The following is a 12099-nucleotide window of genomic DNA, read 5'->3' as shown; positions in this document are numbered from 1 at the left end:
ACTCCTTTGTGATAAAAATTACTTCCCGGACAATTGATTTAACGAGGCCAGAGATTCCGGCAAAAGCTCCTCAACAATCGTCGCGAAGTCCATACCGATCATTTTTTGTGAACGTCGAATAAGAATGGGGGCCGGATGGCTGGGCTCATAGTTTTGGAAATAGTCCAAAACCTGATCCAACAGCAAGATGACATCCTGCCGGGAACGGATATATTTGCCGGGCATGGCGACAGGTGCGTCAGCATCCGGCGAGTCAATCTCCGCGTCATCCCGTTCAGCCGGCAATTCCTGCTGTTCCAGTGAAGCCAGCTGGCGGTTGAACTGTTTCAAATAGTCGCGCACCTGCCGGCAGTCCAAACGATAATCTTCGGCCTGCAGATTGGCGTAATTCTCGACGCGCTCCAGCGCATCGATTTCCAGCGCCAATTGTTCTTTCAGCGAAGGCAGATTTCTGCCGGCAAAATAACTGTCGGCTTGCCCCAGCACCTTTACCACCTCTGAAAAATGCAGGCTTTTGCCTTCCTGCTCGTCAAGCCGCATATTCAGCAGCTCGTCGGTGGTTAACGGCGTGTCGGGAAAAATCTTGCTGTTCTTGATTTCGTGCAGACAGGAGGATGTGGCGAGCCACCCTAATGCGGCCGCATGAAAGCTGTCCGATGAGGGTTCCATATCCGCCTGAGGGAAAATAGTGGCGCCCTCCTCGGCATATTTGGCGTCAATATCCTTAATGCCCTGATAGAAGGCCGAAAAACCGTCGATATGAAGATTGGCGCGCATAAACCACAGCACGACATGTAAATCGAAGCACTGTTCCAGCAACGCGGCAGACTGCTCGCGAATGGCGTGCCAATTGATATCACGCGCATTGTCTACGGCATTAAGCGGATCGGTTTGGCTGTCATATTCCGAAAGCGTGAATTCAATTTCACTGTATCGTGGATCAAATTCGACGCCATTCACTTCCGTTGAGATGACTTCATTCATGGCCTGATATCCTTTTCAATCAGCACTAGAAACATAAAGCCTAATAAAGCGGGCTTTTACGTTCGCCAGTCTTTCCCAGAGTCCTTTTAGCGTAAGTTAGTCGTCATCAAGCTCGCAAATTGTTTAGATGTATTAATATTAACAACAATAATAGATTGAGCCTATCAATAGAATCACAGTGATCGGTTTAAACTATTTTACATTTACATATTTATTTTTTCCTTTTAAAATCAATAAATTGCAAACAATAATTATGCAAGCTAAGAATAGGAAAAAAATCAAAAACTGCCATAAAAACAACGTTTCATCCTTGGTAGGATAATTCCAGTAATACCACTGGATACAAATAATTTAATTAGCAAATGATAACCATAGTAAATAGTGAAACTTTTTCATAAAACCATGACAACCAGTCGTTTCTTGCAAGCGGGTAGCACGCAATGATCAATAGAAGACGATGGCAGTGTGACTTTCATTTCCAGCACTCAGTACTTACACATGCGAAACCTGGTGTGAAAATAAACAATTTGGCGAGAGTTTTGATTATTAATTTTAAAGCTAAAGCACAGATTAACATTCCGCCGTGGTGCACCGAATACCTATTGGTACACAAACAGCCTGGTGGATAAAGCATCGTTCTTTTATAGTTAACTCAGGGTAATGATCAGAATAATTTAAGATTCAATTCCCCTTCATGTGTGTTCTCATACGGCTTACCGCGGCAAAAGCACCACTGCGGTAAAGAGTCTCGCAGACTAAAGTGGCATTAGAGATATCATTTACTATAACCGCGAAATAACCACGTAAGCGCTGCAACGACAGTAACCGTGTTAAGACCAGCGATCTGTTCCATATACAAGAAATGTTTCCCTAACTGATAAGACCACTAATTTGATACTAGCAAAGGCAAACCCAATATCAAGAAAAAATATTATTTTTTTAATAAAAAAATAACAAATCAATATACATAAAACAAACAATTCAATAACTTAAAACAGCGCTGAATCGATTACTTTTACACCAGGAAAAATAGTTCATGGAAATTTACACCCACTCATAACCCCCTCAGTCAATCTCACTCATTCTCTTCGGCATTGAATTGTCATCAAAAAATAAGAAAATCTATAAAAATAAAACCCGCCACTGGCCGTGCGTCCCGCAGGATCAACTTTCGCAAGGCAAAATAAGCAAGATAATTCCCAATAAAAAGGCCGAAAAAAAGCGTTAATGATTTAGCGGTTCAAAATAAAAATAAAGGTAACTCTATTGGGTTATTAAAGCGAAAACGCGCACCTTTTCATTGCAGCAAAAAAACCTTATGAATCTTTACGTTGCCTGTCCTTTGACAATCATTGATGAAAACGCAAATCCGGTAGCCAACATATACAGAAAAGAGATGGGCTACGCGGCGGGCCAACCCTGCCGATGACTTTTCTCATCCCCGGTTCGGCCCGTGCGCACAGGTTATTCCGCCTAAAAATCAGGCCGCATCGCCGGCCTCGTCCGGCGATTTAGCGCCAAGCCCGCCGTTTTCCTGATCCAGAACAGCTTTCGCATTCATCCGACTGATATATTGATTGAAAATCATTCCTATTCAGGAGAAAAAGCCATGGTTAAGTCACTCAATGCGGCATTCACTCGCTTTTTTGACCACCCGGACGCAGGCAAATTGGCGCTCAGGCTAACCTTCGGCGGGCTGATGCTGTTTCATGGCGTCGCGAAAATTCAGCATGGCGTCGGCTGGATCGCCGATGCGTTACAACAACAGGGGCTGCCCGCCTTCATCGCCTATGGCGTATATGTTGGGGAGATCCTGGCGCCGATACTGATCGTTTTGGGGCTGTTCACCCGCCCCGCCGCAGGGGTTTACGCCCTCACGCTGGTGGTGGCGTTTTTGATGGTGGGCACCGGCAAGGTCTTCACCGTCACCGACGTTGGCGCCTGGGGCATTGAAAACGAACTGGTGTTCTTTATGGGAGGGGTCGTCATACTGCTGCTGGGCAGCGGGAAGTATGCCATCGCGCGCAATGAAGCCTATCGATAAACCGCGCTATCAATAAGGAGGTTCCCATCGAACCTCCTTTTAGGCTTTAAGGCTTGCCGAGCAACGTGTTAGCCATGAAAGACAATAAGGCGGTCGATTGAGGGTAAGCCGCACGATTCTCGGTGACCTCGCGATCAAACCGCCAGTTCATGATGTAAACCACGGGCGCATTGGGATATTGGTTAATAAAATCCCAATACAATTGAATTTGCGCATGCAACTGCTGGTCATTCATTCCTAACGATGCCGTCGAAGGCGGCACCAACACCCACTTTTGCCCGGCAGAGCTCATCGGCGCCAGACGATTGTATGTACTCCACATATCCGCCACCGACCAGTTGTAGTTGTCCACGCCAACCCAGTCGAGCGTGCTTTTTACATTGCTCGGACACGCGGTCGCGGGCGCGCCCTGCTGCATTTCACGGATCAATTCGGCGCTATTGGCATGCCGGTAGGACAAAATGGTGTAAATGGGGATCGCGATCCCATACTGCTGCATAGCCTGACGCAGGGTGCAAACATAGCTGGAATATTGGTAAGCGTCATATTTTCCCGCCGTCTGTAAGGCCGGAACATCGAACGGCTCATCGATAAAATAAATAGCGCCGGGTTTATATTTAGCGGCGGCGATCTTCTTCACCACCGTCCAGATCGCATTCCAGGAACCTGCGGCCTGACAGCTGCTGTTCGAGTCCGCGCCAGAGCAGATATCGATAAACGGCGATCCCGAGAGCGCCCCCGAGCCGGCCTGTATGTTCACGGCGCATGTTCCCTCGGCGCAAACGGGCAGATTGAGGCTTTCCAGGGTGTGCACCACGTTCAGATTGGTCATACTGAAACCGGTGCCGGAAATGGCCTTGAGCGCCTCTGTAGCGCTGAAAGACGGCGTGGCGGTTTCATAAAAATCCAGCCAGTCATAGCCGTAATGCTTGATATTGGCGTTGGGGCCGGCCGCCAGCGCATGGGCACCGAACAGGCACCCGCATAGCAACGCAAAACGTTTCAACATGTTCTTCTCCTTCAAATCTTCATCGTTGTAAGCCAACGGAGGACAGCAAACGGTGCCATCAACCGGAGACGCTATCGTGACACCCGCCATCGACGACGGCCCGCCGTTTGCGTTGTGCTGCAGACGATCGAACGGTGAGGAGGGTTTGAGAAGAAATCGCGCCTATTTTCTTATCGAGCGTCGAGGAAATGAGGGTAGAAAAAGAGGAAGCCACCGCGGGGTCAGACTGTCCCCGCCGGAAATCAAGTTTAAACCAGCATAATGAATCGCCAGTCATCGGCCATTAACGGTCGGCCAGCCGGTAAACCGGTACCTTGCGCGTCGTGCCGGTCAGGGTGTCGAAAATCTCCGTTTCCGCCGTCACGATCGTCATGCCGTTTTTTCTTAGCCTGCGCACTTCGGCGGCGATGCGTTGTATGCCGAACCAGAACAGTCCGTCCAGCGCCGTGACGCGCAGCCCCTGCTCCAGCGCCAGCTTGAGCCGCTCACGCGGCGCCTTGAGCGCCTTGGCGATTTCCCGGTAAGGCAGCGCATCCACGCCCGACGCCGATGTTCGGTGAATGCGGGTAGACAGACCGTATTGGAAGGCCTCGGGCACGTCGCTTAAATCGCTCTTCAGGCTGTAAACGCAACCAAAGCGCTTGCCGTTGAACACCACATTTTTTTGACTGATCGACAGCTCATCGCGCAGGCCGGCAATCAGCTGCGGCGCCCGCACCAGCAATAAGCGAAACGGCAATTCGAAACTGGTCACATAGTCCACGTTGAGCAACGCAATGCGCAGGCGCTCTTCCGCGCCCGCCTGCGTCTGGCGACACTCGTTCAACACCTCGCTCCACTGGCGCGCAAGCCGTGGGGCTTCATCCAGCGGCGCGAAATGGTATTTCTCGATGTGGTAGTCGATTCTTTCGTTCATGTCCGTTGGCCCCCGCGTCAGTCATCATGCCCTCAGCAAATTACCTTACCCGCGCCCCACAATACAACACCGCATCGCGCCGCAAGATGCGGAAAAAATCGGGCGCATACGCCCCCTGCGCGCTCAAGGTGAGTCGTGCAACAGCAGCGATATCTCTTCGGCGGCCGAGCGCAACAAAGGCAGGTGGTGCTGATGCAAACGCTCTGCGGAAACCTGGCTGGCATGCACGCCGACGTTCAACGCCGCGGCGATGCGTCCGTCCGGCGTGGTGAGCGGCACCGCCAGTGAACGCAGGCCAATCTCCAGTTCCTGATCGTTGATGGCATATCCCTGCTGACGCACGCGCGCCAGCTCTTCCCGCAATGCGCTGACGCTCACCAGGGTATGGCTGGTGTAACGCAGTTGAGTCAATCGCGCCAAATAGTCATTCAACGTCTCACTGGCGAGCCCGCTGAGCAGCACCCGCCCCATCGACGTCGTGCTGGCGGGTAAGCGACTGCCGACGTGCAAATCGATGGTCATGATCCGCGAAGTCGATGCGCGGGCGATATAAAGAATGTCATCGCCGTCCAATATGGCCATGGAACAGGACTCATTGAGCGTCTGGCTGAGTTGCCTCAACACCGGCTGCGCGGCGTTGGCCAACGGCGAAGCCCCCAGCCAGTTGTGCCCCAGCGACAAGACGCGCGGGCGCAGCTCATAATTCTTACCGTCTTCTGCGTACACAAAGCCCAGCTTACTCAGGGTGTAAAGGCAGCGGCGCACCGCCGCGCGCGGAATGCCGGTACGCTGGCTAATCTGCGACACCGACATCAGCCGCCGCTGCGGCGTAAAAGCCTGCAGGACCTCCAATCCTCGCGCCAAAGAGGCCATAAAGTCGGGATCCCCCTTCCAGGGATCGGTGCTGCTGCGCGTAATTTCCTGTTCTTTTTCCATTCTCGTTACCCCGCTGTCTGCCTGAAATATCGGTGTGCCGACGATCACAACCTGCGAATGCCTCTCAAAGAATAGCCGATAATCGCACACTTTTTCGATAATCGGTATTGTTTGCCTGAAAGGGACGATCTACTTTTCCCATTGACGATAAACACTCCCTCAGCGGGCGCCGAATGAAAGGAACAACAGATGATCGATAAAAGTGTGGCCACCCTGGAAGACGCCGTGTCCATCATTCCGGACGGCGCGAGCATCATGATTGGCGGTTTTGGCCCCGCGGGACAACCGCTGGAACTGATCGATGCGCTGATTGAACGCGGTGCCCGCGAGCTGACGGTAATCAGCAATAACGCCGGCAACGGCGACAGCGGCCTCGCGGCGCTGCTCAAGACCGGCCGTGTGCGAAAGATGATTTGTTCCTTCCCGCGCCAGGCCGATTCGTGGGTCTTTGACGACCTTTATCGCCGCGGCGCGATCGAACTGGAACTGGTGCCTCAGGGCAACCTTGCCGCCCGCATGCAGGCCGCCGGCAGCGGGTTGGGCGGCATTTTCACCCCAACCGCCTTTGGCACGCCGCTGGCGCAAGGCAAAGAAACGCGTGAAATCGACGGACGGCATTACGTATTTGAAACGCCCTTAAAGGCGGATTTCGCCTTGATAAAGGCCCATCGGGGTGACCGCTGGGGCAATCTGGTTTACCGCAAAGCGGCGCGTAATTTTGGCCCGGTGATGGCGATGGCCGCCGCCACGACGATAGCGCAGGTCGCTGAATTGGTGCCGCTGGGCGCACTGGATCCGGAAAACGTGATAACGCCGGGCATCTTCGTCCAGCGCCTGGTGGCGGTGGCGCGCCCCGCGACCTTTTCCCTCTCTGCCTGAGGAGTCATAACATGCAAAAATTAACCCGCGACCAATTAGCCCAACGGGTAGCGCGCGATATTCCGGAAGGCGCCTACGTCAACCTCGGGATTGGGCTGCCGACCCGCATCGCTAACTACCTGCCCGCCGACAAAGAGGTGATTCTGCACAGCGAAAACGGCCTGCTCGGCATGGGGCCGTCACCCGCGCCGGGCGAAGAAGATCCGGAACTCATCAACGCCGGTAAAGAACTGGTGACCTTGCTGCCCGGCGGCAGTTATTTCCATCACGCCGACTCTTTTACCATGATGCGCGGCGGCCACCTCGATATCTGCGTGATGGGGGCGTATCAGGTCTCGGCTGCCGGCGATCTGGCCAACTGGAGCACCGGCGCCGAAGACGCGATCCCGGCGGTGGGCGGCGCCATGGATCTGGCCATCGGCGCGCGCAAAGTCTATGTGATGATGGACTACCTGACCAAGACCGGCGAATGCAAGCTGGTGGAGCAGTGCAGCTACCCGTTGACCGGATTGGCCTGCGTCAGCCGCATTTATTCGGATATGGCAATCATTGATATCACCTCGGACGGCCCGCAGGTGCGGGAGCTGTGCCCGGGGCTCACCTTTGACGCGCTGCAAGCGTTAACCCCGATACGTTTACTGCAATCTGACTTGATCCCCGCTTGAGGAAATCGCCATGCAACAGGCTTTTATCTGCGATGCCGTTCGTACGCCATTCGGCCGTTACGGCGGCGCATTATCCGCGCTGCGCGCCGACGATTTGGCCGCTCTGCCCCTGAAGGCGCTGCTTGCCCGACTGCCGCAGTTGGATCCCCACGCCATTGATGACGTTATTCTGGGGTGCGCCAACCAGGCCGGTGAAGACAACCGCAACGTGGCGCGAATGGCGCTGCTGTTGGCCGGATTGCCCCACACCGTGCCGGGCACCACCCTCAATCGCCTGTGCGGTTCGGGATTGGACGCGGTAGGCATGGCGGCGCGCGCCATTAAATGCGGCGAAGCGGAGGTCATCATCGCGGGCGGCGTGGAAAGCATGTCGCGCGCGCCCTTTGTCACCGGCAAAGCGGACAGCGCCTTCAGCCGCTCGCTGAAAATGGAAGATACGACGATGGGATGGCGCTTTATCAACCCGCAGATGCGCGCGCGGTTCGGTGTCGAAACCATGCCTGAAACCGCCGAAAATGTGGCTCGCGATTTCGCCGTCAGCCGCGCCGATCAAGACGCCTTTGCCTTGCGCAGCCAACAGCGCGCCGCCCGCGCTCAGGAGCTGGGCCTGTTTGATGAGGAACTGATCGCCGTCAGCATTCCGCAACGCAAAGGCGAGCCGCTCAGCCTGGTTCGCGACGAACATCCCCGCAGCACCTCTTTGGCCGCGCTGTCCGCCCTGAAAGGCGTCGTGCGCCCCGAAGGGAGCGTCACCGCCGGCAACGCCTCGGGCATCAACGACGGGGCCAGCGCCCTGCTCATTGCCAGCGAGCGCGCGGCGGTGCAGTATGGACTCGCGCCGCTGGCGCGTGTGGTCGGCATGTCCGCCTGCGGCGTAGAGCCGCGCATCATGGGTTACGGGCCGGTTCCCGCGGTCCGCAAAGTGCTGGCGCAAACCGGTTTGAGCCTGGCGCAAATGGACGTCATCGAGTTGAATGAAGCCTTTGCCGCCCAGGCGCTGGCCGTGACGCGCGCCCTGGGGCTGCCGGATGACGCGGAACAGGTCAACCCTAACGGCGGCGCTATCGCGCTGGGGCATCCCCTGGGGGCATCCGGCGGCAGGTTGGCCATGACCGCCGCTTATCAACTGCGGCGCACCGGCGGACGCTTTGCCCTGTGCACCATGTGCGTCGGTGTCGGGCAAGGCGTCGCCTTGATTCTGGAACGGATATAACGAATGTCTCTCTATAGCGCAATGTTTATGGCTTCGCCATTAACGCCCTGCTTCAGCGACACGGCGCTGCTGCAGGGCATGCTTGATTTCGAAGCCGGTCTGGCGCAGGCCCTGGCGTCTGCAGGGATTACCGATGACGCGTCCGCGCGGATCATACGCAGCCACTGCCAGGCGGAAAAGCTCGACGCCGCCGCGCTGACGCAATCCGCCGGATTGGCGGGCAATTTAGCCATTCCCCTCGTCAAACAATTGACGGCGTTGGTGGCGCAAACCTCACCGGAAGCGGCGCGTTTCGTTCACTGGGGGGCGACCAGTCAGGATGCGATTGACAGCGGGCTGGTGCTGCAACTGCGCAGCGCGCTCGATAAAACCGACGCGCTGCTCAATCAGCTGATTGCGGCGCTGACGGCGCAATGCCGGCGCCATAGCGCAACGTTGATGGTGGGCCGCACCTGGCTGCAACACGCTTTGCCAACGACGCTGGGGCTGAAGCTGGCCGGCACGCTAGACGCCTTGCTGCGCTATCGGGCGCGTCTGGCTGAAATGCGGCCACGCGTGCTCGCGTTGCAATTCGGCGGCGCGGCCGGCACGCTCGCCTCGCTCGGCGAACAGGGCGAGCGCGTTGAGCGGGCGTTGGCGCAAGCGTTGGCCCTGCCGCGCAGCGCCACGCCCTGGCATACCCAACGCGATCGGTTGTTGGAGCTGGCGAGTTGGTATGCCGGCCTGACGGGGTCGCTCGGCAAGCTGGCGCGCGACATGTCTTTGTTGATGCAGACCGAAGTCGCTGAAATCAGCGAACCGTCGGCCCCCGGACGCGGCGGCTCCTCCACGATGCCGCACAAACGCAATCCAGTGCTCTGCGCCGCCATCCTCAGCGCAGCCAACCGTCTGCCTGCGTTGATGTCCGGATTGTATGCCGGCCTGGTGCAGGAGCACGAACGCGCGCTGGGGGGCTGGCAGGCCGAGTGGCAAAGCCTGCCGCAGCTCCTGGTGCTGAGCGGGGCAGCATTGGCGCAAAGCCTGGATCTCATTAACGGTCTGGAGGTGCATGAAGCGGCGATGCGGCGCAATCTGGCGCTGACGCAGGGGCTGATCATGGCTGAATCGGTTACCCTGGCCTTGGCCCCCACCCTCGGACGTCAACAGGCGCACCATCATATAGAACGGTGCTGCCGGCAAGCCCTGGCCACCCAGCAACCCCTGTTAACCCTCCTGTGCGCCGATGCGGAAGTCTCTTCCCGACTCAGCCGGGAAACCCTGGAAACCTTGCTCGATCCGGCCAATGCCACCGGCAGCACGCAGCGTTTCATTCAACAAGTCCTGGCGATGGCCGAGAGGGAGCAATCATGTTGAATTATGTCCTTGAGGGGCCTGAAAACGCCCCGGTTATTCTGTTTGGCAACTCGCTGGGCACCTCATTGGCAATGTGGCAGCCGCAGCGCGACGCGTTCATCGCCCACTATCGCATTCTGCGCTACGACGTTGCCGGCCACGGCGACTCTGCGCCCGATGAACAGCCCGGCTCGCTGGCGCGACTGGGTGAACAGGTGCTGTCCCTGCTGGACACTCTGGCAATCGATCGCGTGCATTTCTGCGGCATCTCCATGGGGGGGCTGACGGGGTTATGGCTGGCGCGCTTTCATGCCGATCGCTTGCTGACGCTGACGATCGCCAATAGCGCCGCGAAAATCGGGGTGACGGAGCATTGGCGAGAACGCGCCGCGCAGGTGCGCCAGTGCGGCATGTCCGCCGTCAGCGATAGCGCGGCAGCGCGCTGGTTCACCCCGGCATTTTGCCAATCCGCCCCCGTCAGGGTGCAAACCGTCTTGCAACAGCTCACCGCCTGCGATCCCGAGGGCTATGCCGCTTGCTGCGACGCGCTGGCGACCGCCGATTTACGCGCCGAACTGGCAGGCATCCGCGTGCCGACGCTGGTTATCGCCGGACATGAGGATGCGGTAACGACCGTCGACGATGCAAAAGCCCTGGCGGCAGGCATTCCCGACGCGCAATGCGTCATCCTGCCCGCCGCCCATCTGTCCAGCATCGAAGCCTGGCGGGCATTTAACCGCGCGTTCAGGGCCTTTTTGGATGAGCAGCTCACGCAGAGACAGCGCTATCAGCAAGGCCTGACGGTGCGCAGAGCCGTGTTGGGCGATGAGCATGTCGATAATACCCTCGCGGCGCTGTCGCCGCTCAACGAGGAGTTTCAGCATTTCATCACCCGCTACGCCTGGGGGGAAATATGGACGCGTCCGGGCTTGTCGCGCCATACCCGCAGCCTGATCACCATCGCGATGCTGATCGCCTTGAATCGCGAAGCTGAGCTGAAAATGCATATCCGGGCCGCCTTCAATAACGGCGTCACACGTGAAGAGATCAAAGAAGTTCTGATGCATGCGGCGCTTTACTGCGGCTTACCCGCCTCGAACGCCGCTTTTCATCTGGCGCAGTCCGTCTTTGCCGAATACGACGCCGGGCGGCGATCGGACGACTAGAAGACGCGGTTATACCGGCACATCCAGCACCCTTTGGCGCAGCGCAGCAACCAGGCGCTGCTGCTCAGGGGACGAGAGCGCCTCTTGCCGGGTAATGATGCCCAGCGGCTCGGCCATGCCCTGGGTAGGCAACGGCAGCGCACGCAGGTGATTGCTGAACAAGTCGTCACGCACCGCGCCGTAAGGCACCAGCCACACATAGCCATACTGCAGCGTCAGGCAGCGCGCCAACGTGACCGACAACGTCTCGACGCACCCTTCCGGTACCGCCAGCCCGTGGCTGACAATGAGCGCCTCCGCATTCTGACGCGGCACCGTACCTCGCGGGGAGAGCACCAATGGCCAGCTCAACGCCTCCGCCAGCGAGACATCCGAATGCAACAGCGGATGATGAGGAGCAACCACCAGCCGCAGCGTTTCATGGTACAGCAGCTCGAAGTTGAGCCCCTCCATGCGGGAGGGGTCTGACATGCGCCCGATGCCTAACGTTAATTGCCCCGATCTCACCGCCATCATCAGCGCATCGTTGGCCAGCGTCGTAACCTGCATGCGCCAGCCGGGGGATTGCTGCTGCAACCCCACCACGACCGGCGCGACCAGGCTCACCAGCGTGGTGGGCAGCGCGCCGATATGCAGCGGCGCCGGCAGCGCCTCGCTGTCCGAGGTAAGCGTGCGCCCCAACACATTCAGCGCATCCAAAACGCGGCTGGCATCCTGCAGGAAACGCGTTCCGGCGGCGGTCAGTTCCGCCCCCTGCCGATTGCGCGAAAAAAGGCGCTCGCCGGCCAGGCTTTCCAGTTCGTTGAGCGTTTTAGAGAGCGCGGGCTGCGTGATGCCCAATTGCTGTGCGGCGCGCACCAACGTCCCCTGTTGCGCGGTAGCGACAAAGGCGTGCAGATGACGAAGGCGGATGCGTTGGCTAAAGCGAGAAGTCATGTTCATGATTTATAGTATT

The 12099-nt window shown here is 57.3% G+C and carries 11 protein-coding genes and 1 pseudogene; 7 read left to right on the top strand and 5 right to left on the bottom strand.

Annotated features, from left to right (window positions below; genetic code table 11):
• Positions 1 to 18 precede the first annotated feature (18 nt).
• Positions 19 to 984, bottom strand: a complete 966-nt coding sequence (locus IMX17_RS02365) for an ImpA family type VI secretion system protein (RefSeq protein WP_033643664.1) — start codon at positions 982 to 984, stop codon at positions 19 to 21.
• Between the two features lie 1609 nt (positions 985 to 2593).
• Here IMX17_RS02365 and IMX17_RS02360 point away from each other — a divergent pair.
• Positions 2594 to 3028, top strand: coding sequence for a DoxX family protein (locus tag IMX17_RS02360; RefSeq protein ID WP_046896498.1), 435 nt, complete (start codon positions 2594 to 2596; stop codon positions 3026 to 3028).
• Positions 3029 to 3074: 46 nt separating this feature from the next.
• On the opposite strand, the gene IMX17_RS02355 is transcribed toward IMX17_RS02360, so the two are convergent.
• From IMX17_RS02355 to IMX17_RS02345, 3 genes are all read right to left on the bottom strand, one after another.
• Positions 3075 to 4037, bottom strand: a complete 963-nt coding sequence (locus IMX17_RS02355) for a hypothetical protein (protein WP_182264219.1) — start codon at positions 4035 to 4037, stop codon at positions 3075 to 3077.
• A 283-nt stretch (positions 4038 to 4320) separates the two neighbouring features.
• The gene (locus IMX17_RS02350; protein ID WP_182264218.1) at positions 4321 to 4953 is read right to left on the bottom strand and encodes a helix-turn-helix domain-containing protein; all 633 of its coding nucleotides are present in this window, start codon (positions 4951 to 4953) and stop codon (positions 4321 to 4323) included.
• Between the two features lie 123 nt (positions 4954 to 5076).
• The gene (locus tag IMX17_RS02345; protein WP_046896497.1) at positions 5077 to 5889 is read right to left on the bottom strand and encodes an IclR family transcriptional regulator C-terminal domain-containing protein; all 813 of its coding nucleotides are present in this window, start codon (positions 5887 to 5889) and stop codon (positions 5077 to 5079) included.
• Positions 5890 to 6078: 189 nt separating this feature from the next.
• On the opposite strand from IMX17_RS02345, the gene IMX17_RS02340 reads away from it, so the two are divergent.
• The 6 genes and pseudogenes from IMX17_RS02340 (at position 6079) to pcaC (ending at position 11144) form a co-directional block, all read left to right on the top strand.
• Positions 6079 to 6768, top strand: a complete 690-nt coding sequence (locus tag IMX17_RS02340) for a 3-oxoacid CoA-transferase subunit A (RefSeq protein WP_046896496.1) — start codon at positions 6079 to 6081, stop codon at positions 6766 to 6768.
• Between the two features lie 11 nt (positions 6769 to 6779).
• A complete protein-coding gene (locus IMX17_RS02335) occupies positions 6780 to 7433 on the top strand; it encodes a 3-oxoacid CoA-transferase subunit B (protein ID WP_193549298.1) in 654 nt (217 codons plus the stop codon).
• Between the two features lie 10 nt (positions 7434 to 7443).
• Positions 7444 to 8646, top strand: a complete 1203-nt coding sequence (gene pcaF, locus IMX17_RS02330) for a 3-oxoadipyl-CoA thiolase (RefSeq protein ID WP_182264216.1) — start codon at positions 7444 to 7446, stop codon at positions 8644 to 8646.
• A gap of 3 nt (positions 8647 to 8649) precedes the next feature.
• Entirely contained in the window at positions 8650 to 9999 is a 1350-nt protein-coding gene (locus IMX17_RS02325; protein WP_028128139.1) for a 3-carboxy-cis,cis-muconate cycloisomerase, read from the top strand.
• Positions 9990 to 10733 (top strand): annotated as a pseudogene (gene pcaD, locus IMX17_RS25125) (3-oxoadipate enol-lactonase); the annotation flags it as partial. The gene IMX17_RS02325 and the pseudogene pcaD, both read left to right, overlap by 10 nt.
• Positions 10734 to 11144 (top strand): 4-carboxymuconolactone decarboxylase, encoded by a 411-nt coding sequence (pcaC, locus tag IMX17_RS25120; protein ID WP_208060768.1) that lies wholly within the window; start codon positions 10734 to 10736, stop codon positions 11142 to 11144.
• 9 nt (positions 11145 to 11153) lie between these two features.
• Here pcaC and IMX17_RS02315 read toward each other — a convergent pair whose 3' ends face one another.
• A complete protein-coding gene (locus IMX17_RS02315; protein ID WP_193549297.1) occupies positions 11154 to 12086 on the bottom strand; it encodes a LysR substrate-binding domain-containing protein in 933 nt (310 codons plus the stop codon).
• Positions 12087 to 12099 lie beyond the last annotated feature (13 nt).

This window comes from Serratia sp. X3, assembly GCF_014982455.1.
Taxonomy (GTDB): Bacteria; Pseudomonadota; Gammaproteobacteria; order Enterobacterales; family Enterobacteriaceae; genus Serratia; species Serratia ureilytica.
The sequence above is the reverse complement of the archived record's forward strand: the minus strand, read 5'-3'. Positions and strand labels throughout refer to the sequence as shown.

What these genes read in the sequence shown, in the direction of transcription:
- IMX17_RS02365 (WP_033643664.1), bottom strand. Translation starts at nt 984, where the DNA reads ATGAATGAAGTCATCTCAACGGAAGTGAATGGCGTCGAATTTGATCCA.
- IMX17_RS02360 (WP_046896498.1), top strand. Translation starts at nt 2,594, where the DNA reads ATGGTTAAGTCACTCAATGCGGCATTCACTCGCTTTTTTGACCACCCG.
- IMX17_RS02355 (WP_182264219.1), bottom strand. Translation starts at nt 4,037, where the DNA reads ATGTTGAAACGTTTTGCGTTGCTATGCGGGTGCCTGTTCGGTGCCCAT.
- IMX17_RS02350 (WP_182264218.1), bottom strand. Translation starts at nt 4,953, where the DNA reads ATGAACGAAAGAATCGACTACCACATCGAGAAATACCATTTCGCGCCG.
- IMX17_RS02345 (WP_046896497.1), bottom strand. Translation starts at nt 5,889, where the DNA reads ATGGAAAAAGAACAGGAAATTACGCGCAGCAGCACCGATCCCTGGAAG.
- IMX17_RS02340 (WP_046896496.1), top strand. Translation starts at nt 6,079, where the DNA reads ATGATCGATAAAAGTGTGGCCACCCTGGAAGACGCCGTGTCCATCATT.
- IMX17_RS02335 (WP_193549298.1), top strand. Translation starts at nt 6,780, where the DNA reads ATGCAAAAATTAACCCGCGACCAATTAGCCCAACGGGTAGCGCGCGAT.
- pcaF (WP_182264216.1), top strand. Translation starts at nt 7,444, where the DNA reads ATGCAACAGGCTTTTATCTGCGATGCCGTTCGTACGCCATTCGGCCGT.
- IMX17_RS02325 (WP_028128139.1), top strand. Translation starts at nt 8,650, where the DNA reads ATGTCTCTCTATAGCGCAATGTTTATGGCTTCGCCATTAACGCCCTGC.
- IMX17_RS02315 (WP_193549297.1), bottom strand. Translation starts at nt 12,086, where the DNA reads ATGAACATGACTTCTCGCTTTAGCCAACGCATCCGCCTTCGTCATCTG.